Source organism: Variovorax sp. Soil_C_12, assembly GCF_057657375.1.
Genome location: NZ_JBDGIO010000006.1, coordinates 76,299 through 96,584, shown reverse-complemented (window position 1 = coordinate 96,584; position 20,286 = coordinate 76,299). Strand labels below are relative to the sequence as shown.

The window sequence follows — 20,286 nt, the reverse complement described above, 5'->3', positions numbered from 1 at the left end:
CGCTTGCGGAAAGGGGCGTCGATTTTAATCTTGCGGACGACACCTGGAGGCCCGCAGGGGCAAGGGCCCGTGGCCCGGGCCTCGGCGGCAAGTCGCCTGCCGCCTTCGTCGTTTGCTATCTTTTTTATAGCAAACGCATCTCGGTCGCCGTCTGCAGCAGAGAGACCGAACCCGCCGCCACCGGACTTATCGCAACGGGCTTCTCGATGCCCACCAACTGCCCGCTGGGCACCGGGCCGGCCGAGGCCACCAGGCGCTCGTCCTGCAGCTCATGCACGCTCATCGTCTTGCCGGTCATGCGCACCGGCCCGAAGAAGGTGCAGAAGGCAACGTCCTTCGCATCGCGGCCGGTACCCACGCGCACCAGCCGGTCCACCGGGGCCATGCGTGTGGCATCGAAGAGCACCCACTGGCCGCCCAGCCAGGCCTCGAACAACGCATGGAAGTCCTGCGGCGGCTCGTCGAACCAGACATAGCCCACCACCAGGCGCGCCGGAATGTTGAGCGCGCGGCAGAAGGTGATGCCCAGGTGCGCGAAGTCGCGGCACACTCCCGCGCGCTCGACGAACACCTCACGCGCCGTGGTGGTCGAATCGCTGATGCCGGGCTCGTAGACGATGCTGTCGTGGATCCAGTCGGCAATCGCCTGCACGCGCCCGATGCCGGCCGGAAGGTCGCCGAAGAGCTGCTGCGCGCAGCGCGACATCAGGTCCGACTCGCAGTAGCGGCTCGGCATGAGGTAGTGGAGGATCTCGTTCGGCACCTGGTTCACCGGCAGCTCCGCGAGTTCGGCCGGCACCAGCACATGGGCGCGCTGGACCTGCGCGCGGTATCGGATCTTCAGCGGCCCCGGCGGCGCATCGAAGCGCACGAAGCGGTTGCCGCTGCCCTCGTCGCAGAAGGCCTCCCGCCGCACCGCCGGCTCGATCACCAGCGACTCGCTGGCGACCGCCTGCGCACCGCTGCGTGCGGCCTCGATGTTGAACACCAGGTGCGAGGGCGCCTCGACTTCATAGTCCAGCACCGCTTCTACATTCGAGACATGCATATTCCTCCCCAGGCCGTGGCGTCGTCAGTCCAGGGCTTTTTTCGCCGCGCCGATGCCCAGCGCTGCCAGCACCAGGAAAAGAATGGCGAGGATCAGGAACAGGCCGAACAGCAGCTTGGCAATTCCGGCCGCGCCTGCAGCGATGCCGCCGAAGCCGAGCCCGGCCGCGATCAGCGAAATGATCGCGAAGATGATGGCGTACTTCAACATGGAGGGACTCCTTCGATTGCGGCCCCCGCCGCAACGCAACGCAGAATAAGAAGGCCCTCTGCCGCCACCGATAGTCGGCCCGCTTGAGGCACCGTAGGACAAAAACGCGGCGCGACCGAAACCGCTAGCATCGCCTGCTCCCCCAGATCGTTTTTCAACATTCCAAGGAGTCTTTCGCATGAAGCTGTACTACTCGCCCGGCGCCTGCTCGCTGTCGCCGCACATCGCGCTGCGCGAAGCCGGCATCGCCTTCGAGCCCGTGCTAGCCAGCACGAAGAGCCACAAGCTGCAAGACGGCACCGACTACTACGGCATCAACCCCCTCGGCTACGTGCCGATGCTCGAGCTCGACGACGGCACGCGCCTGCGCGAAGGCCCGGCCATCGTGCAGTACATCGCCGACCTCGCGCCCACCAAGAACCTCGCGCCGGCGGCCGGCACGCTGTCGCGCTATCGGCTGCAGGAGTGGCTCACCTTCATCGGCACCGAGATCCACAAGACCTACTCGCCCTTCTTCAACCCCGCCATGCCCGACGAGGCGAAAGCCGTCTTCAAGTCCAAGCTGCAGTCGCGCTACGAGTGGCTCGACCGCGAGCTCGACGGCAAGCAGTACCTGATGGGCGAGCACTTCACCGTGGCCGACGGCTACCTGTTCACCGTCACCAACTGGGCCAAGCCCGTCGGGATCGACCTGTCGCCCTACCCGAACGTGCAGGCCTGGCATGCGCGTGTCGGTGCCCGGCCGAACGTGCAGGAAGCGCTCAAGGCCGAGGGCCTGAGCAAGTAAGACCAAGACGCGCGCGGCGCGCTCAGCGGCCCAGCGGCCGCTGACGCCACGCCAGCGCTGCGCCGATCCACAGCGCCACGGCCGAGGCCACGAGGCCGCGCGCCAGCCCACCGGCGCCATCGGAGATCCAGCCCGTCACCGTCGGTCCCACGATTTGCCCCAGCGCGAAGACGATCGTGAAGGCGCTGATGCCGGTCGCCCATTGCGCATCCGGCAGGTTGTGGCGCACCAGGGCCGTGGTGGACGCCACCACCGACAGGAAGACCGCGCCGAACAGCAGGCCCGACACCAGTGCCACCGGCCAGGCGGCACTGAGCACCGGGAGCAGCGTCGCCACCCCCAGCAGCGCATTGAGCATCGCCTGCGGCCCGCCGCCGCGAAAGCGGTCCAGCAGGCCCGCCCAGAGCCGTGCCGAGGCCACGCACGCCACGCCGAGCAGCGCATAGAAAGCCGTGATGCTGCCCGGGCTCGCACCCTGCTCGCGCAGCAGCGCGATCACGAAGGTCATGTAGCCGATGTAGCCCACGCCGAACATGCCGTAGCCCGCCAGCGCCCAGCCGAAGCGAAGCACGGCGCTGCCAGGCGTGGCGGCCGTCGCCGGCGATGCCGCCGCGCCGGCAGGCGCATCGACTGGCATCGCGCGCGCCGCATTGGCCAAGAGCGCCGTCGCCGCCACGCAGGCCAGCGCCAGGGCCCACCACGCCCAGGCCCACCCATGCGCCTGGCCGGCCGCGGCCTGCAGCACCGGCGGCACCAGCAAGGCCGACAGCGTGATGCCGAAGCCAGTGCCGCCGTAGTAAAGGCCGAGCAGCAGGCCCGCGCGTTCGGGCTGCAGCGTGCCCAGGCGCGCGGCCAGCAGTCCGCCCGCCACGAAGACCCAGGCACTCGCAACCCCGGCCAGGAAGCGCTGGACCAGCAGGGCCGGCGCCGAGGTGAAGAAGCCGCTGGCCGCCATGAACAGGCTGGCCCAGACCGCACCGCCCACCAGCAGGCGCAACGGCCCGAAGCGCCGCATCAAGGCCGGCGTCATCAGGGCGCCCAGCAGGTAGCCCGCGGCGTTGGCCGTGTTCATGCCGCCTGCCAGCGTGTAGCTCCAGCCCAGATCGGCACGCATCGGCGGCAGCAGCAGGCCATAGGAAAAGCGCGTGATGCCCAGCGACACCGCCGCCCCCAGCGATAACGCGAGCGCAAGGCGCAGGGCTTGGGCAGGCGTGAGCGTGGCGGGGCGATTCATCGGGGACGGCCATTCTGAAGCATGACCAGACATCTCCTAGCAGCAATGCGACAACCCCGCGGCAGCACGGCCGAGCGCATCGCATTACCGTCGGGCCCATCCCTTCACAACAAAAGGCAAAAAGGATGTCCTCCCTTTTCGATCCGATCCAGGCCGGCGATCTGACGCTTGCCAACCGCATCGTCATGGCACCGCTCACGCGCAACCGCTCGCCCAATGCGGTGCCGCCCCCCATCGCCATCACTTACTACGCCCAGCGCGCCGGCGCCGGCCTGCTGATCACCGAGGCCACCGCCATCAGCCATCAGGGCCAGGGCTATGCCGACGTGCCCGGCCTCTACGCCGGCGAGCAGCTCCAGGCCTGGAAGCGTGTCACCGATGCCGTCCATGCCGAGGGCGGCAAGATCGTCGTGCAGCTGTGGCACGTGGGCCGGGTCTCGCACCACGAGCTGCAACCCGGCGGCGGCAAGCCGGTCGCCCCGTCGGCCATCGCGGCCAAGACCAAGACCGTGCTGATCAAGGACGGCGTGCCCACCTTCACCGAAACCTCCGAGCCCCGCGCCCTCGACGCCGCCGAGCTGCCCGGCATCGTCCACGCCTACGCAGCAGCCGCGCGCAACGCCGTCGAGACCGCGGGCTTCGACGGCGTCGAGATCCATGCCGCCAACGGCTACCTGCTCGACCAGTTCCTCAAGACCGGCAGCAACCATCGCAGCGACGACTACGGCGGCAGCATCGAGAACCGCGCCCGCCTGCTGCTCGAGGCGGCACGCGCCGTGGTCGACGCGGTCGGCGGCGGCGTCACCGGCATCCGCCTGTCGCCCGTCACACCGGCCAACGACGTACACGACGCCGATCCGCAGCCGCTCTTCGAGTACGTCGTGAAACAGCTCGCGCCGCTGGGCCTGGCCTACATCCACGTCATCGAGGGCGCCACCGGCGGGCCGCGCGAGCTGGAGGACCGCCCCTTCGACTACGAGGCGCTGAAGTCCGCCTACCGCAAGGCCGGCGGCCGGGCCGCCTGGATGGTGAACAACGGCTACGACAAGCCGCTGGCCGAAGCCGCCCTGAAGGAAGGCGACGACCTCGTGGCCTTCGGCAAGCCCTTCATTTCCAACCCAGACCTGGTGCGCCGCCTGCGCGAAGGCGCGCCGCTCAACCCCTGGGACAAGGGCACCTTCTACGGCGGCGGCGAGAAGGGCTACATCGACTATCCGGCGCTGGACTGATCCTCGGGCGGCGCGCCGAAGGCCACGCTGACCCGCAGGCCGCCCGCCTCGCCGGCCTGCTCGAAGCGCAGCTCGGCATCCAGCAGCGCGGCATAGCGCGCCACGATCGCCAGCCCGAGGCCGGCGCCCTGCCCCAGCTTCGTGCCCTCCGGGCCCTGCGACCAGCGCTGCACCAGCGCGCGCTGCAGCTCGGGCGCGATGCCCGGGCCGTCGTCGATCACGGCCAGTGTGCGCTCGGCCAGCGCGATGGTGATGGTGCGGCCCCCGTAGCGCAGCGCGTTGTCGATGAGGTTGTCGAGAATGCCCTCGACCAGCGCGGCATTGGCCAGCACGGTCACCGGTGCCTCCAGGCCCAGCGCGCCCAGGTCCACGCCCTGGGCATCGGCCCGCGCGAGATGGCGCAGCACCGCCTGCTCCACCAGCACGTCCAGCCGCAGCGGCTCGCGCTGCAGGCCGGTGCGCGCTTCGTCGGCCAGCGCCAGGCCGAGCAGCTGATCGACCAGGCGGCTGGCGCGCGCCTGGCTGGCGGCGATCTGCTGCAGCTGCTCGCGCCACACGGCCGGCGCCTGCTGCGCCAGCCCGTACTCGGCCAGCGCCCGGATACCCGCCAGCGGCGTGCGCAGCTCGTGCGCCACATTGCCCGCGAACTCGCGCTGCGCGCGCACGCTGTGCCCGAGGCGCTCGAACAGGGCATTGAGCGTCTCGCCCAGGCGCTCCAGCTCGCGCGAGCTGCGCGCCACCGGCACCGGCGCCAGGTCGCGCGCATCGCGCCGGTCCAGCGTCCGGCGCAGTTCGCCCAGCGGCCGCAGCTCGCCCTCGATGCCGCGCCACAGCCAGAACGCGAGCAGCGCCAGCAACACCAGCTGCGGCGCCAGCGAGTAGACCAGCAGCCGCTCGACCAGCGCGCTGCGCGCCCGCGTGGTCTGCGCGATCACCACGCGGAAGGCGTCGGGCGGCTCATGGTTCAGCACCACCGCGCGCAGCTCCCGCCCCTGGAAGTCGATGTCGGAGAAGCGGTAGCGCACGCCCTGCTCCGGCGCCGGCGCCAGCAGGCCCGCATGGCCCGCGAGCAGCGAGCCGTCCTGCCGCAGCACCGCGAAGTACATGTTCTCGGACTGATCGAAGAGCACGCTCGTGACCTCTCGCGGCGTCAGCTGCAGCCGGATATCGCGATCGCCGGACTCGACGTTGGCCGAGACGGCGTAGGCGTCGTCGAGCAGCGCGCGATCGAAGGCCTGTTCGGTGAAGTGCCCGGCCACCGCCACCGCCACCGCGGTGCCCACCAGCCAGGTCAGCGCCAGCGGCAGCAGCACCCGCCGCAGCATGCGCCCGCTGAGCGGGGGCGCGCCCGCCGCCCGGCGTGCCGGCGCGCGGGCGACGCTCACACCGCCGCTTCCAGCAGGTAGCCGATCCCCCGCAGCGTGCGGATGGCTGCGCCGCTGCCGACCAGCTTCTTGCGCAGGCGCGAGATGAAGGCCTCTAGTGCGTTGTCGCCCAGCGACTCGTCGAAGGTGGAGAGCTTGTCGGACAGCGCCCGCTTGCTCACGGTGCGGCCCGGCGGGCTCATCAGCTCCCACAGCACCTCGAACTCGCGCGCCGGCAGGTCCAGGGGCGCGCCGGCCACCGCGAAGCGACGCGCCTTGCGGTCGAGCTTGAGCCGGCCCAGCGTCGCGATGTCCTCGGTGCCCTGCGCGCGCCGCACCAGCGCACGCAGGCGAGCCTCGACCTCGGCCAGGTCGAAGGGCTTGCCGAGGTAGTCGTCGGCGCCCGCATCGAGCCCGGCGATGCGCTCCTCGGTGCGGTCGCGCGCCGTCAGCACCAGCACCGGCGTGCGGTCGCCGCGCGCACGCGCGTGGCGCAGCACCGTCAACCCGCTCGCCAGGCCGCTCGTCTCGCTGGCGGTGGCGGGCAGGCTGAGGTCGAGCAGCACGGCATCGAACAACTGCACGCGCCAGAGGTGGTCCGCGTCCTCGGCATTGGCCGCCACGTCGACGCGGTGGCCGGCATCGCCGAGGCTGCGCAGCATCACGCCGCGCAGCACGGCATCGTCTTCGACCAGGAGGATTCGCATGGGTGGGTCAGAGAGAAAGAAAGGGGAGCGGGGCACGCCGGCAGTCAGCCAGCGGTCAGCCCGGTGACGCGACAAACGGGCACGAGGATACGACAGCGCGGCGCGCACTGCGGTTCCCCGTGCCACCGAGGAGCCCGCCCATGCCAACCCCCACCACGCCCACCTTCAACACCATCGCCGCCATCCTCGCGCAGGACTTCCATCTGCCGCCGGCGCAGCTGCGCGCCGAGGACGTGCTGGACCACCTCGGGCTGGACCGCAGCGGGCGCCTCGAATTCATGTTCGCCGTGGAGGACGCCTTCCGGCTGCGCATTCCCGGACACCGCCTCGACCCGCGCGAGGCCGGCATTACCCTTCAGCAAATGTGCGATGCCATCGACCTTGACATCGACACCGTGGCAGAGTCGACACTGGCGCTTCAACCCCCTGAAGGAGCAACGATGAGCCAGAAATTCCAGGTGTCGGGCATGAGCTGCAACCACTGCGTCACCGCCGTGCAGAACGCGGTGCAGGCGGTCGATCCCAAAGCGCAGGTCACCGTGGACCTCGAGACCGGCCACGTCGACGTGTTGAGTGCGCAGCCGCGCCAGGACCTCGCACTGGCCATCGAGAACGCCGGCTACCGGGTCGAATAGCGCCCGCGGCCACCGGCGGCCGCGCCGGCTATCGAAACTATTGAATACCTTTGTTTCAAAGTGCAAAATGCGCATTGCAATTGCATTCAACACAAAGGCAAAGGCTTCCCATGCTTTCGAGTCTTCTTCCCCCGTCGGTCCGTGAAGCCGCCTACCGGCGCAAATTCCTGGAGAACCGGGAGGAAAACCTCTTCATGGGCTCCTTCGAGAGCTTCGCCGCCGCCGAGGCCGGCGCGCCGCCCTCCAAGGCCGTCGGCTACGACAATGCCCCGGCGGACGCCTTCTACAGCCATCAGGTCGCCTTCTATGACTATCCGGGCCTCTTCTGGATCGGCCGCGCGCTGGACGATGGCATGCGCAGCGTCTTCGACCTGGGCGGCCACGTCGGCATCAAGTACTACGCCTTTCGCCGCATGCTCAACTACCCGGCCGACCTGCGCTGGACGGTCTGCGACGTGCCCACCGTGGTCAAGACCGGCCGCGAGCTCGCGGTGCAACGCGAAGCCACCGCCCAGCTGAACTTCAGCACCGACTTCCGGGACGCGAGCGGCTATGACGTGCTCTACGCCTCGGGCAGCCTGCAATACCTGCCGCAGCGCATCTCCGAGATCATCGCGGCGCTGCCGGTCAAGCCGCGGCGCATCGTGCTGAACACCACGGCCGTGCATCCGGAGCGCACGCTCTACACACTCAACAGCATCGGCTTCGCCGTCTGTCCCTACCGCATCCAGCACCACGACCAGCTGCTGGCCGAGCTGGCGGAGTCGGGCTACAAGCGGCGCGACGCCTGGCGCAACGAGGGCAAGCCGATCGAGGTGCCCTTCGTGGATGGCGGCGACAAGCCGTACTACGCGGGTTGCTGCTTCGACCTGCACCAGGCCTGAAGCTGCCGCACCGAAGCAGCAGCCCAACCACCTCTGCCTTGTCGATATCGATCCGCGTGGCGGCCGCGCCTCAAGCGCTGCGCACCATCGCCAGCACTTTGCCCGCATCGAGCGTGCGGGCCTTCTCCTGGATCTGCGGCAGGTAGCGCGTTTGCAGGCCCTGCGCCTCCTGCGTCACGCTGGCAAAAGCGTCCTTCAGCATCTGCGTCGACAGCGTGCGTCCGCCCGCGTAGTAGCGCTTCGCCACATGGCCCAGCGCGTAGGTGCTCGCGAAGCTCATGCCCGAGCTCACCGCCTGCTTGCCCAGCCCGCCCAGCAGGCCGCCGCCCACCTTGCCGAGCAGTCCGCCCAGCAGCTTGCGGCCGGCCTGCTCCAGGTACTGCGAAGTCAGGCCGACGCCGACGGTGGCGAGAAAGTCCTTCACGTGGCCGCTGTCGAGCTCGTAGCCATGGGCCTTGCCGATGCGGTAGACGAGCTTCATCTGCAACGGGATGATGGCCATGGTGGAGAGCGTCTCGGGCAGCAGCTCCAGCGCGCCGTTGAGGATCGCGGCGTTGAGGATGGCCTGGTCCAGCGCGGCGCTGTCGACGGCAGGGGTTGCCGCCGCAGCAGCAGCCGGTGCCAGCGGCACGGCGGCGATCGCCTCGGCCTGCTGCGCGAACTGCGTCGCCGCCGGCGTGTCCAGCCCCAGCGACGTGCGCGCATCGGCGAGGAACAGGCGCTCGGCCTCCGACTGGGTGCCGTCGGCATCGCAGACGCACACGGCCATCTCGTAGGCCAGCTGCCGCGAATCGGAACTCTTCAGCTCGCCGGCCACCGAGGCCAGCGACACGCGCTTCATCAGCACATCCTGATACAGCATGGGCAGCTGCACGCCGTCGGCCTGCGACAGGCCCTCGGCGATGCGCTTGATCTCGGCGCGCTCGCGCTCGTGCTTCTCGCCGTCGACGAAGGCCGCCAGCAGGCTCAGGCTCACGATGGCCCGGGTTTCGGATGGGGTCACGGGGGAAGTCTCCGGAAAGTGAAAAGGCCCTGTTCGTTCGCCCGGGCGCGCAAAGGTTCCGGCCCGCTACCATCCGCCCCATGCTCTCCCACCCGCGGATCCTGATCGCCGAAGACGAGTCCGGCATCGCCGACACCCTGCAGTACGTGCTCAGGACCGACGGATTCCTGCCCGTCTGGTGCGCCACGGCCGAGGAAGCCATCGCCCAGTTCGCGGCCGAGCCGCCCGCGCTCGCCATTCTCGACGTGGGGCTGCCCGACATGAACGGCTTCGAGCTCTTCAAGCGCCTGCAGGCGCTCAACCGCGAGCAGGGCGGGCCCGAGGTGCCGATGCTCTTCCTCACCGCGCGCAGCGACGAGATCGACCGCGTGGTGGGCCTGGAGCTGGGCGCCGACGACTACGTGGCCAAGCCCTTTTCGCCGCGCGAGCTGGTGGCGCGCGTGCGCACCATCCTGCGGCGCAGCGGGCGCGGCAACGGCCATTCGCCGGCGAGCATCGCGCCCGCGCCCGCGCTCGCGGCGGCCCTCCCCGCCTCGCCCTTCGTGCTCGATGCCGAGCGCATGCAGATCCGCTACTACGGCCGCCTGCTCGAGCTCTCGCGCTACGAGTACGGGTTGCTGAAGCTGCTGGTGCAGCGGCCGGGGCGCGTCTTCACGCGCGACGAGCTGCTCGAGCTCGTGTGGGACGACGCCAGCGAGAGCTTCGACCGCACCGTCGACGCCCACATCAAGACCCTGCGCGCCAAGCTGCGCGCCGTCGCGCCCGAGGTCGAGGCGATCCGCACCTTGCGCGGCACCGGCTACGCGCTCAATGAAGAGCTGCCATCAAACGCGTGAGCCGTAGAACCCGCATCTTCATCGGCATCCTGCTGATCTACACGGCGGGCATCGCCTTCCTGCTCTACCGCGTGGTCGCCGACATCGACCCGCGCTACCGCGAATCGGCCGAGGAGTCGCTGGTCGAGGCCTCGCAGCTCATGGCCAGCCTGATCGAGCAGGACGTGATCGCCGGCGCCATCAACACCGCGCGGCTGGAGCCGCTGTTCCGCTCGGTCTACGCGCGCCAGTTCTCCGCCCAGATCTACAACCTGCACAAGAGCCGCGTCGAGCTGCGCGTCTACGTCACCGACCGCAGCGGCCGCGTGCTCTTCGATTCATTGGGCCGCAACACCGGCGCCGACTATTCGAAGTGGAGCGACGTCAGCCGCACCCTGGCCGGCATGTACGGCGCGCGCACCTCGCGCGACATCGAGGGCGATCCGCTGACTTCGGTGATGTACGCCGCCGCCCCCGTGCACTGGAACAACGAGATCGTCGGCGTGGTCAGCGTGGGCAAGCCGGTGCAGAGCTTCGGCCAGTTCGTCGAGGACGCGCGTGCCCGCACGCTGTGGGTGGGCGTGGGCTCGGCCTTCGCGCTGCTGGTCGGCGCCCTCATCGTTTCGGTCTGGCTGGTGCGCCCCTTCGGGCTGATCTCGGACTACTGGCGCTGGCTGCGCAGCCAGCGCAGCTGGAGCCTTTCGCGCATGCTGCGCCGCGCCGTCGACACCCTGCGCAGCGGCTTCGGCGAAATGCGCGATGCGCTCACCGGCCGCAGCTACGTGGCCGACTACGTGCAGACCTTCACGCACGAGATCAAGAGCCCGCTGTCGGCCATCCGCGGCGCGGCCGAGCTGGTGCAGGAGCCCTCGATGCCGCAGGCCGAGCGCGAGCGCTTCCTCGCCAACATCACGCGCGAGACCCAGCGCATCCAGGAGATCGTCGACCGCATGATGGAGCTCACCGCGCTGGAGACCCAGCGCGCGCTGGAGCGCAGCGAGACCGTCGCGCTCGCGCCGCTGCTGCAGGACGTGGCGGCCAGCGCCCAGGACGCGGCGGCGGCGCGCGAGATCCGCCTGCACGTGGCGATCGACAGCGAGGCCCGCGTCGAGGGCGACCCCTTCCTGCTGCGGCGCGCGCTGAGCAACCTGCTCGACAACGCGATCGACTTCTCGCCCGCCGGCGCCGAGGTCGCGCTGGCCCTGCATGCCGGCGCGCGCGAGGCCCGCATCACCGTGCGCGACCATGGCCGCGGCATTCCCGACTACGCCAAGGACAAGGTCTTCGAGAAGTTCTATTCGCTTGCGCGGCCGCACAGCCAGAAGAAGAGCACCGGGCTCGGCCTGGCCTTCGTCAAGGAGATCGCCGGCCTGCACCGCGGTCGCATCGAGCTCGCCAATGCACCGCGCGGCGGCGCGTTGGCCACGCTCACGCTGCCGCTGGCCTCGCACGGCTGAAGAAGCTGTGAGCGAAGCCGCGCCTCAGCGGAACAGGTCGAGGATGCTGCTGCGTTCCTCCGGCACCGGCACTGCGGCTACAGGCACGCCGGCCAGCGTTTCGGCCGGCGCCACCGCATTCGCCTCCACGCCCAGGCTCGCGATGCCGCGGCCGGGCGCATAGTCGTCGTAGTACCACTCGCCCTCCGCCTGCACCACGCCCGCCGGCACCGGCACCGGCGCAACAGGCACGCCCTGCAGCGCCGCCTGCATGTAGCCGGTCCAGATCGGCAGGCTCAGGCTGCCGCCGGTCTCGCCGCGCACGCCGAGCTGGCGCGGCGTGTCGTAGCCGATCCAGGCCACGCCCACGCGCGTCGAAGCGAAGCCCGCGAACCAGGTGTCGATCGAGTCATTGGTGGTGCCGGTCTTGCCGTGCAGGTCCTCGCGCTTCAGCTGCTGCCAGGCCTTGGCGCCGGTGCCGTTGCGCACCACGCTCTGCAGCATCGAGCTCACGACGAAGGCGTTGCGCTCGGGGATGGCGCGCGTCGTTTCGTCGCGCACCGCCGGCGGCGTCTCGACCAGCACCTGGCCCTTGTGGTCGGTGATGCGCGTCACCAGCGCGGGGCTCACGCGATAGCCGCCGTTGGCGAAGACGGCATAGGCGGCCACCATCTCCATCGGCGTGACCGATCCTGCCCCCAGCGCCATCGGCAGGTAGGCCGGGTGCTTCGCGCGCTCGAAGCCGAAGCGGCCGATCCAGTCCTGCGCGTAGCGCGGCCCGATCGACTGCAGCACGCGGATCGTGACCATGTTCTTCGACTGCTCCAGCGCGCGGCGCAAGGTCATCGGGCCTTCGAAGCGGCCGTCGTAGTTCCGCGGCTCCCAGGGCGGGCCGCCCGTGGTGGCGGCGTCGAAGAAGAGCGGCGCGTCGTCGACCAGCGTGGCCGGCGTAAAGCCCTTCTCGAGCGCCGCCGAGTAGATGAAGGGCTTGAAGCTCGAGCCCGGCTGGCGCCAGGCCTGCGTCACGTGGTTGAACTTGTTCCTGCCGAAGTCGAAGCCGCCCACCAGTGCCCGGATCGCGCCGTCGCGCGGGTCGAGCGACACGAAGGCACCTTCGACCTCCGGCAGCTGCGTGATCTCCCACGTTCCCTTGGGCGTCTTCGTCACGTAAACCACCGCACCGCGCCGCACGCGCAGGTTCGGCGCCGCCCGCGGCGACAGGCCGGCCTGGGCCAGGCGCAAGCCCTCGCCGCTGACCCGCAAGCTGTCGCCGTTGGCGCGCACGGCCACCACCTCCTTCGCATCGGCCTGCAGCACCACGGCGGCCAGCACGTCGCCGCTGTCGGGATGCTCGGCCAGCGCTTCGTCGACCGCGTCGTCGAGCCCGGCCGCATCGGCAGGCAGGTCGGCGAAGCGCTCGGGCCCGCGCCAGGACTGCCGCCGCTCGTAGTCCAGGATGCCCTTGCGCAGGGCTTCGTACGCCGCTGTCTGCTCGGTCGCCACCAGCGAGGTGCTGACCTTGAAGCCGCGCGTGTAGGTGCTCGCGCCGTACTGCGCATACATGAGCTGGCGCACGGCCTCGGCCACATGCTCGGCATGCAGGCGCTTCGGCTCGGACGGGTCGCGCAGGCGCAGCGGCTCCTGCTTGGCCTGCGCCGCCTGGGCCGCGCTGATGGCGCCGGTCTCCACCATGCGGTCCAGCACGTAGAGCTGGCGGGCGCGCGCGCGGCGCGGATTGCTCACCGGGTCGTTGGTGCCGGGCGCCTTGGGCAGGCCGGCCAGCATGGCGGCCTCGGCCAGCGTGATGTCCTTCAAGGGTTTGCCGAAGTAGCGCTCCGACGCTGCCGCGAAGCCGTAGGCGCGATGGCCGAGGAAGATCTGGTTCAGGTAGATCTCGAGGATCTGGTCCTTGCTCAGGTGCTGCTCGAGCCGGAAGGCGAGCAGCGCCTCCAGCGTCTTGCGCGTCAACGTCCGCTCGGCGCTCAGGTAGACGTTGCGCGCCACCTGCTGCGTGATGGTGGAGGCGCCCTGGTGCACGCCATGGCGCAGGTTGGCCAGCACCGCGCGCAGCAGGCCCTTGGGATCGATGCCCGGGTGTTGGTAAAAGCGTGCGTCCTCCACCGCCACTACCGCGTCCTTCAGCGCCTTCGGCATCTCGGCGATGGGCACCAGCTCGCGCCGCTCCTCGCCGAACTCGCCGATCAGCGCGCCGTCCGCGGTGTAGACGCGCAGCGGCAGCTTGGGCCGGTAGTCGGAGAGCTCCGAGACATCCGGCAACTGGGGCGAGAGCACCGCGACCACGATCCCCGCGGCGCAGGCCAGCGCAACCCCGCCACCCGCCATCGCAGCGCCGCTCCACAGCAGCGCGCGCTTGACGCCGGCCTTCATGGCTGCGCTCCTGCAACGGGCGCATGGCCCATCGACAAGGCGTACCAGTCGACCTTGCGCGTCGCCAGCATCAGCGCCGCGAGCATGCCGAAGACCAGCAGCGCGCCCAGCAGCAGCGCATTGCTTTCCGAGGCCAGCAGCCCGTAGAGCGCGCCATAGAGCAGCGCCACGTAGGCCGCGAAGGAAAGGCCCCGCCGCCAGCCGCGCAGCACCGCACTGAAGTAGACCGCCAGCAGCAGCACGCTGGCACCCGCGGCGCAGGCATAGGCCAGCCAGAAGGCCACTTTCTCGGACAGGGCGAGCAGCAGCAGGAAGAAGACCGCGATCGACAAGCCCACCAGCCCGTACTGCACCGGGTGCAGCGGCAGCCGCCGGAACAGCTCGAACATGAAGGCGGCCATCAGCACCAGGCCGATGAAGAGCAGGCCGTATTTGGCGGCGCGGGTGGACATCGCATAGACGTTGAGCGGCTGCGCCAGCGAGACGTCGAAACTCTGCATCGCCGCGCCCGCACCGGCCGGCCGGCCGTCGCGTCCGCCCCGCAGGCCTTCGCGCACCTGCTCGCGCGCGGTCGTCACCAGCGAGGACACGCGCCAGCGCGCGTCGAAGCCTTGCGCCGTCACGCTGCGCTCGGAGGCGAGGAAACGCCCGCCGAAGCTCGGGTGGGCCCACGGCGAGACCAGGTGCGCCGTGGTCTCCTCGGCGATCGGCACCATCGCGAAGCGCTCCTGCCCGACCACGCCGAGCTTCAGATGAAAGGGCAGCGGCCGGCGCGCCTGCCAGGCCGCCAGCGCGGCCCCGGCCAGCGGCGCGTGGATGCCGCCCGCCAGCCCCGCATCCTCCGCCACGCCCGGCAGGCGCTGCTGAAAGCGCAGCGTCTCGCTCGCCAACTGCAATGCGGGCGAGCCGTCGAGGCCGCGCAGGTCGCTCAGGTGCAGGGCCACGTAGGGCGGCTTGAGCTCGATCGTGGATTCCTTTTCGCTGTGCGGCAGCGCGGTCGCATCGAAGGCCGCGAAGCCGCCCTCCAGCGCCGCATCGAGCGTGTAGAACGGAATGCGGAAGATGCCGCGGTAGCGCTCCTGCGGCGCCAGGCTGCCCTCGAGGTGCAGTTTGTCCGGAAAGACCAGGTGCGTCATCTCCTTGCTGCGCGCCTCCTGGCCCACGACGCGGCCCTGCGCATCGCGCTGCGGCTCCATCCAGCGCTCCACGTAGGGCTGCACGATGAAAGGGCCGGCCAGCGTCTGCGCCCCGGTGTAGGTGGCGGCCAGTTCCGCGGCCGCTTCGCGCTGGCTGTTGCCGCGCTCGCGGGTCAGCTCCTCGATCTGGGCCAGCGGAATGCACAGCAGCACGGTCAGGACCAGCAGGCCCAGGACCTTGATGAGCACGGAATGTCGAAGGCGGGCAAGCATGGAAGTTTTCCTCATCGATGACGATGGGCCCGATGCTGGCCGCGCCGCCCGAAGCGCATGTGAAGTGCGCGCGGCGCGGGACTTCACACGGACTTCACACAGCCCCGCGCGCTTCAAGAAGGCTTCCAACTCCCTTCGCCTGCGCTCTCGACAGTGGCTCCCGTGCACCGTTGCACGAATCCATCGAGGGAAAAGGACCATCGCCATGGAAGCCATCACCACACGCCCCGGCCGCTGGCTCTGGCTCGCGACCATCGGCCTCGCGAGCGCCGGCTTCGCGCTGCTCGTCGCGCGGCCCCTGCATGCACAGGAGGCGCAGGGCCCGCGCCTGAAGACCGAGAGCCCGTACTTCTTCGTCAAGAGCGACGACCCTGCGGTCGACGCGCTGCCGCTCAAGGCCACCGAGGTCGACGTCAAGGTCTCGGGCGTGATCGCCGACGTCACCGTCACCCAGACCTATCGCAATGAAGGCACGCGCGCCATCGAGGCGAAGTACGTGTTCCCGGGCTCGACGCGCGCGGCCGTCGGCGGCCTCAACGTGCGACTGGCCGACCGCCTGATCACCGCGCAGATCCGCGAGAAGCAGCAGGCCCGCATCGACTACGACGCAGCGAAGAAGGAAGGCAAGACCGCCGCGCTGCTGGAGCAGCACCTGCCCAACGTGTTCCAGATGAATGTCGCCAACATCCTGCCGGGCGACGAGGTCAAGGTGGAGCTGCGCTACACCGAGCTGCTGGTGCCGCAGGCCGGCAACTACCAGTTCGTGTTCCCGACGGTGGTCGGGCCGCGGTACAACAGTCCGCAGTCTTCTCAGGGCAATGCGAAGTGGGTGGCACAGCCCACGCTGCGCGCGGGCGTCGCGCCGAACACGAGCTTCAAAATGAAGGTCGCGCTCGACACGCCGCTGGGCATCAAGGAGGTGCGCTCCGCCACCCATGCCATCGACGTCGGCAAGCGCGACAACGACCAGCATGCCGACATCACGCTGGCCCGCACGGGCGAGCCCGCCAACCACCGCGACTTCGTGCTCGACTGGCGCCTGGCCGGCGAGAAGATCGAGTCGGGCCTGATGCTCTACAAGGGCCAAGGAGAGAACGCCGAGAACTTCTTCCTCGCCATGGTCGAGCCGCCCAAGTCCGTGGCCGCCAACGCCATCTCGCCGCGCGACTACATCTTCGTGGTCGACATCTCGGGCTCGATGCACGGCTTCCCGCTGGACACGGCCAAGGTGCTGCTGGAGCGGCTGATCGGCGGCCTGCGGCCCAGCGACACCTTCAACGTGCTGCTGTTCTCGGGCAGCAGCAAGATGCTGTCGCCGCAGTCGGTGCCCGCGACCCGCGCCAACATCGAGCAGGCCCTGTCCACCATCAAGAACTACAGCGGCGGCGGCAGCACCGAGCTCATCCCGGCGCTCAAGCGCGTCTATGCGGAGCCCAAGGCCGAGGAGGTGTCGCGCACCGTGGTGGTCGTGACCGACGGCTACGTGACGGTGGAGCGCGAGGCCTTCGAGCTGGTGCGCCGGAACCTGTCGAAGGCCAACGTCTTCGCCTTCGGCATCGGCAGCTCGGTCAACCGGCACCTGATGGAAGGCCTGGCGCGCGCCGGCATGGGCGAGCCCTTCATCATCACCGACCCGCTGCAGGCGCCCGAGCAAGCGGCACGCTTCAAGCGCATGGTCGAGTCGCCGGTGCTCACCCACGTGAAAGCCACCTTCGGCGGCCTCGATGTCTACGACGTGGAGCCGCAGGCCTTGCCCGACGTGCTGGGCGAGCGCCCGGTGATCGTGTTCGGCAAGTGGCGCGGCGAGCCCAAGGGCCGGGTCGTGATCCAGGGCCAGGGCGCGGAAGGCCCGTACCGCCAGGAACTCGTGATCGACGCGAAGACGCGCCAGGACGCCGCCGCGCTGCGCAGCCTGTGGGCGCGGCACCGCATCGCCAGCCTGAGCGACCAGGAAGCGCTGGAGGGCGGCGATGCCTTCAAGCAGCGCATCACCGAGCTGGGGCTGCGCTACAGCCTGCTCACGCAGTACACCAGCTTCATCGCGGTCGACAAGGTGGTGCGCAATCCCGCGCCGCAGGCCAGCACCCCGGTGGACCAGCCGCAGCCGCTGCCCAAGGGCGTGAGCGAGCTGGCGCTGGGCCAGGGACAGACGCTGGGCGCCGAGGTGCCGAGCACGCCGGAACCCGAGACCTGGGGCGCCATCGCCGTGCTGCTGTCGATGCTGGCCATGCTGCGCCGCCGCGCGCGCCGCCACGATCCGCGCCGCTTCACCGCATGACGAGGACGCGCGCATGACCCTCGATCAACTCGCCCGCAATCACCCCCGTGTGTTCGACTGGGGCATCCGCCTCGACCGCGCGCCCGCCGCCGCCTGGCTGGCGCTGCAGGCCGCCGCGCTGGCGCCGACCTGGCTGTGGATGGCGCGCCGGCTGCAGGATGGCGCCGACGATCCGCTCGGCCTGCTGGCCCTCGGCGCGCTGGCTCTCTTCGCGTGGTCGAAGCGCCGGTCGCTGCGCGCCGCGCCGCGCCTCGGCTGGCTGGCCCTCGCCGCCGGCGGCACGCTGGCGGCCACCTTGCTGCGCACCGGCATCGGCCCCGTGCCGGCGCTGCCGCCGCTCGCGGCCGGCTTGGTCGCGGTGCTCGCGCTGGCTGCCGGCCTGCTGGCCTTCCTGCCGCGCCAGGTGGCCAGGCTGCCGGTGCTGGGCCTGGCGGTGCTGGCGCTGCCGCTCTTGTCCTCGCTGCAGTTCTATGCCGGCTACCCGCTGCGCGTGATCACGGCCGAGGCCAGCCGCTGGCTGCTGGCGCCGGGCTTCTCGGTGCTGCGCGAGGGCAGCAGCCTGCTGGTCGATGGCCGGCTGGTCATCGTCGACGCGCCCTGCTCCGGCGTGCAGATGGCCTGGCTCGGCTACTTCACGGCCTGTGCGGTCGCGCTCTGGGCCCGGCACGGGGACCGGCGCTTCCTGGCCCGGCTGCCGGCCGTGGGCCTGCTGGTGCTGGGCGGCAACATCCTGCGCAACAGCGTGTTGGTGGGCTTCGAGGGCGCGGGCCATGCGTTCGCGCCCTGGCTGCACGAGGCGGTGGGCCTGGCCGTGCTGGCGCTGGTCTGCGGCGTCATCGCGCAGCTGATGGCGCCGGCGCGCCGGGCGTCTTTCACCCCCACCGCCGTTCCCGGCCTGATCACCACCCCCGGAGCCCGCCGTGTCGATACCGCTCTTTCTTGAACGCTGCTTCGGCAACCGCTTCCTCAACCGCATCGCGCACAAGGCCGGCTTCGCGCTGGTGATCACGCTGTGCCTGCTGTGGTCGGCCGCATCGGCCCTGCGCCCGTCGCCGCCACCGGCCCCGGTCGCCAGCTTCCACGAGTGGCCCAGCCACTGGGACGGCGCCCCGCTGCGGCCGATGGCGCTGGGCGCGGTCGAGCAGCGCTTTGCCGAGCGCTTCCCCGGCGCCATCGCCCGCCTGACCGACGGCCGCCAGACCCTGGTGATGCGCCAGGTGAACGCACCGACCCGCATGCTCCACCCGGCCGCCGACTGCTACCGCGCGCTGGGTTTTCGCATCGGCGAGACCCGGCTCGAACGCGATCCGCAGGACCGACTGTGGCGTTGTTTCGTCACCGACGGCCCCGGTGGGCAAAAGTTGCGGGTCTGCGAGCGCATCGTCGATGCCGAGGGCACGGCTTTCACCGACACTTCAGCCTGGTACTGGGCGGCGGCCGGTGGCCGGTCCAAGGGGCCCTGGCAGGCTGTCACCCTGGCAAGGCCGATCGCGTTCGAGTGATTGAGAGATTTTTTTGAAGAAAGCGCTGCTCTTCCTGCTTTTCGGCCTGCTGGCCCTGGTGCTGACCGCCGCGGTCGCCGTCTACCTGGTCGTGAAGCTGGCGCTGGCGCCCAGTCCCGGCGAGTGGCCGACCCGCGTCAAGGCGGGGCCCTTCACGCTCGATGTCGGCGTCCCCACCGCGATCCGGCTCGCCACCTCCTCCTGGTTCGCGCCCTGGCTGGCCGGCCGCAGCTTCCAGACCGAGCACGGCCCGGTGCACGTCGGCTGGAACGAGGCCACCACCACCCTCGAGCTGGACTGCGCCCCCTGCAGCGCCTCCGTGCCGGCGCTGGGCACCACCCCGATCCGGCTCGACAACCTGCGCTTCACTGCGCGCCGCGACGCGGGCTCGCTCAACGGCGTGCTCGAAGCCACGCCGGCCGCGACCACCGTCTCCAGCGTGGCGGGCGACAACGTGCTGCGCGCACGCTGGGACGGCCGGCTCACGCAGAAGACCCTGCAGCTCCACATCGATGCGCCCGACGCGCCGATCGCCCGCTGGTACAGCGTGCTGGCGCCCGCCCTGCCCGAGCTGCAGCGGGCCAAGATCAGCGGCACCCTGGCCCTGCGCGCCCAGCTCGACCTGCCGGCAAACCACCTCGCGCTGCACCCGCGCATCGAGCAGTTCGCAGTCGAGGGCCTTGGCACCGAGGCGCTGCTCAACGCCCGCACCAGTTGCGGCCCGCCGAGCCGGCTGGCGGCCGACAGCTGGCTGGCCCGCGCGGTGATCGCGGCCGAAGACCAGCGCTTCTTCAGCCACCCCGGCTACGACCTGGCCGAGCTCACGGCCGCGCTCGACGCCAACCAGAAGGCCGGCCAGGTCGCGCGCGGCGGCAGCACCCTCAGCCAGCAGCTGGCGCGGCTGGTCGTGACCGGCAGCGAGCGCAGCGCCGAGCGCAAGCTGCGCGAGCTGCTCTACGCGGTGGAGATGGAAGAAACCCTGGGCAAGCCCCGCATCCTGCAGCTCTACCTCGACAACGCCCCCTGGGGCGAGGGCCTGTGCGGCGCCGAGGCCGCGGCACGCCGTTACTTCAAGAAAAGCGCCCGCAACCTGGACTCGGCCCAGGCCGTCTGGCTGGCCGCGATGCTGAACAACCCGGGCGTCGCGCTCGAGAAGTGGCAGCGCGACGGCCGCATCGACGGCGAGCGCGCCAAGTGGGTGGCCGAGGGCCTGCGCGGCCTCACCCGCGGCCAGCGCGAGTCGCTGCTCAGGAACCTCGCCTCGTCGCGCTTCGCACCACCGCCCTGAAGCGGGCACCGCCCGCACCAAGTCGGCGCACGGCAGGCCGCCCCAAGCTGGGCAGTCGCTGGCATCCAT

General features: G+C 70.4%; 18 protein-coding genes. 10 read left to right on the top strand and 8 right to left on the bottom strand.

What is annotated here, in order from left to right; genetic code table 11:
• Positions 1-124: 124 nt before the first annotated feature.
• The gene (locus AC3A6X_RS17500) at positions 125-1,048 is read right to left on the bottom strand and encodes a transglutaminase-like domain-containing protein (protein ID WP_487843378.1); all 924 of its coding nucleotides are present in this window, start codon (positions 1,046-1,048) and stop codon (positions 125-127) included.
• Between the two features lie 24 nt (positions 1,049-1,072).
• Positions 1,073-1,258 carry a DUF1328 family protein gene (locus AC3A6X_RS17495; protein ID WP_309960152.1) on the bottom strand — a complete coding sequence of 62 codons (186 nt, stop codon included), beginning with the start codon at positions 1,256-1,258 and terminating at the stop codon, positions 1,073-1,075.
• Positions 1,259-1,436: 178 nt separating this feature from the next.
• On the opposite strand from AC3A6X_RS17495, the gene gstA reads away from it, so the two are divergent.
• The gene (gstA, locus tag AC3A6X_RS17490; protein WP_487843377.1) at positions 1,437-2,045 is read left to right on the top strand and encodes a glutathione transferase GstA; all 609 of its coding nucleotides are present in this window, start codon (positions 1,437-1,439) and stop codon (positions 2,043-2,045) included.
• Between the two features lie 22 nt (positions 2,046-2,067).
• Here gstA and AC3A6X_RS17485 read toward each other — a convergent pair whose 3' ends face one another.
• Entirely contained in the window at positions 2,068-3,279 is a 1,212-nt protein-coding gene (locus AC3A6X_RS17485; protein ID WP_487843376.1) for a YbfB/YjiJ family MFS transporter, read from the bottom strand.
• Positions 3,280-3,404: 125 nt separating this feature from the next.
• Here AC3A6X_RS17485 and AC3A6X_RS17480 point away from each other — a divergent pair, with 125 nt between their 5' ends.
• A complete protein-coding gene (locus AC3A6X_RS17480) occupies positions 3,405-4,508 on the top strand; it encodes an alkene reductase (protein WP_487843375.1) in 1,104 nt (367 codons plus the stop codon).
• Here AC3A6X_RS17480 and AC3A6X_RS17475 read toward each other — a convergent pair.
• Together AC3A6X_RS17475 and AC3A6X_RS17470 are read right to left on the bottom strand one after the other, a co-directional pair.
• The gene (locus tag AC3A6X_RS17475; RefSeq protein WP_487843693.1) at positions 4,490-5,833 is read right to left on the bottom strand and encodes a sensor histidine kinase; all 1,344 of its coding nucleotides are present in this window, start codon (positions 5,831-5,833) and stop codon (positions 4,490-4,492) included. The two genes, AC3A6X_RS17480 and AC3A6X_RS17475, sit on opposite strands and share 19 nt — an antisense overlap.
• 56 nt (positions 5,834-5,889) lie before the next feature.
• The gene (locus tag AC3A6X_RS17470; RefSeq protein WP_487843374.1) at positions 5,890-6,579 is read right to left on the bottom strand and encodes a response regulator transcription factor; all 690 of its coding nucleotides are present in this window, start codon (positions 6,577-6,579) and stop codon (positions 5,890-5,892) included.
• 140 nt (positions 6,580-6,719) lie between these two features.
• On the opposite strand from AC3A6X_RS17470, the gene AC3A6X_RS17465 reads away from it, so the two are divergent.
• Together AC3A6X_RS17465 and AC3A6X_RS17460 are read left to right on the top strand one after the other, a co-directional pair.
• Positions 6,720-7,214 (top strand): cation transporter, encoded by a 495-nt coding sequence (locus AC3A6X_RS17465; RefSeq protein ID WP_487843373.1) that lies wholly within the window; start codon positions 6,720-6,722, stop codon positions 7,212-7,214.
• Between the two features lie 110 nt (positions 7,215-7,324).
• Positions 7,325-8,098 (top strand): TIGR04325 family methyltransferase, encoded by a 774-nt coding sequence (locus tag AC3A6X_RS17460; RefSeq protein ID WP_487843372.1) that lies wholly within the window; start codon positions 7,325-7,327, stop codon positions 8,096-8,098.
• Between the two features lie 70 nt (positions 8,099-8,168).
• Here AC3A6X_RS17460 and AC3A6X_RS17455 read toward each other — a convergent pair whose 3' ends face one another.
• Positions 8,169-9,101 carry a YcjF family protein gene (locus tag AC3A6X_RS17455; protein ID WP_487843371.1) on the bottom strand — a complete coding sequence of 311 codons (933 nt, stop codon included), beginning with the start codon at positions 9,099-9,101 and terminating at the stop codon, positions 8,169-8,171.
• An 80-nt stretch (positions 9,102-9,181) separates the two neighbouring features.
• On the opposite strand from AC3A6X_RS17455, the gene creB reads away from it, so the two are divergent.
• Positions 9,182-9,937, top strand: coding sequence for a two-component system response regulator CreB (gene creB / locus AC3A6X_RS17450; RefSeq protein ID WP_487843370.1), 756 nt, complete (start codon positions 9,182-9,184; stop codon positions 9,935-9,937).
• Positions 9,934-11,373, top strand: a complete 1,440-nt coding sequence (gene creC, locus AC3A6X_RS17445; RefSeq protein WP_487843369.1) for a two-component system sensor histidine kinase CreC — start codon at positions 9,934-9,936, stop codon at positions 11,371-11,373. The genes creB and creC overlap by 4 nt, the downstream gene beginning before the upstream one ends.
• A gap of 24 nt (positions 11,374-11,397) precedes the next feature.
• Here creC and AC3A6X_RS17440 read toward each other — a convergent pair whose 3' ends face one another.
• Together AC3A6X_RS17440 and creD are read right to left on the bottom strand one after the other, a co-directional pair.
• Entirely contained in the window at positions 11,398-13,740 is a 2,343-nt protein-coding gene (locus AC3A6X_RS17440) for a penicillin-binding protein 1A (RefSeq protein WP_487843368.1), read from the bottom strand.
• Positions 13,737-15,149, bottom strand: a complete 1,413-nt coding sequence (gene creD, locus AC3A6X_RS17435) for a cell envelope integrity protein CreD (protein WP_487843367.1) — start codon at positions 15,147-15,149, stop codon at positions 13,737-13,739. Before creD ends, AC3A6X_RS17440 begins: the two co-directional genes overlap by 4 nt.
• Positions 15,150-15,354: 205 nt before the next feature.
• On the opposite strand from creD, the gene AC3A6X_RS17430 reads away from it, so the two are divergent.
• The 4 genes from AC3A6X_RS17430 to AC3A6X_RS17415 are packed head-to-tail and all read left to right on the top strand — an operon-like array spanning position 15,355 to position 20,217.
• Positions 15,355-17,427 (top strand): VIT and vWA domain-containing protein, encoded by a 2,073-nt coding sequence (locus AC3A6X_RS17430; protein ID WP_487843366.1) that lies wholly within the window; start codon positions 15,355-15,357, stop codon positions 17,425-17,427.
• Positions 17,428-17,440: 13 nt separating this feature from the next.
• On the top strand, positions 17,441-18,370 hold the full coding sequence (xrtQ, locus tag AC3A6X_RS17425) for an exosortase Q (RefSeq protein ID WP_487843365.1): 930 nt from the start codon (positions 17,441-17,443) through the stop codon (positions 18,368-18,370).
• The gene (locus AC3A6X_RS17420) at positions 18,348-18,929 is read left to right on the top strand and encodes a hypothetical protein (protein WP_487843364.1); all 582 of its coding nucleotides are present in this window, start codon (positions 18,348-18,350) and stop codon (positions 18,927-18,929) included. Before xrtQ ends, AC3A6X_RS17420 begins: the two co-directional genes overlap by 23 nt.
• Positions 18,930-18,942: 13 nt before the next feature.
• Positions 18,943-20,217 (top strand): biosynthetic peptidoglycan transglycosylase, encoded by a 1,275-nt coding sequence (locus AC3A6X_RS17415; RefSeq protein ID WP_487843363.1) that lies wholly within the window; start codon positions 18,943-18,945, stop codon positions 20,215-20,217.
• The last annotated feature ends 69 nt before the right edge of the window (positions 20,218-20,286 follow it).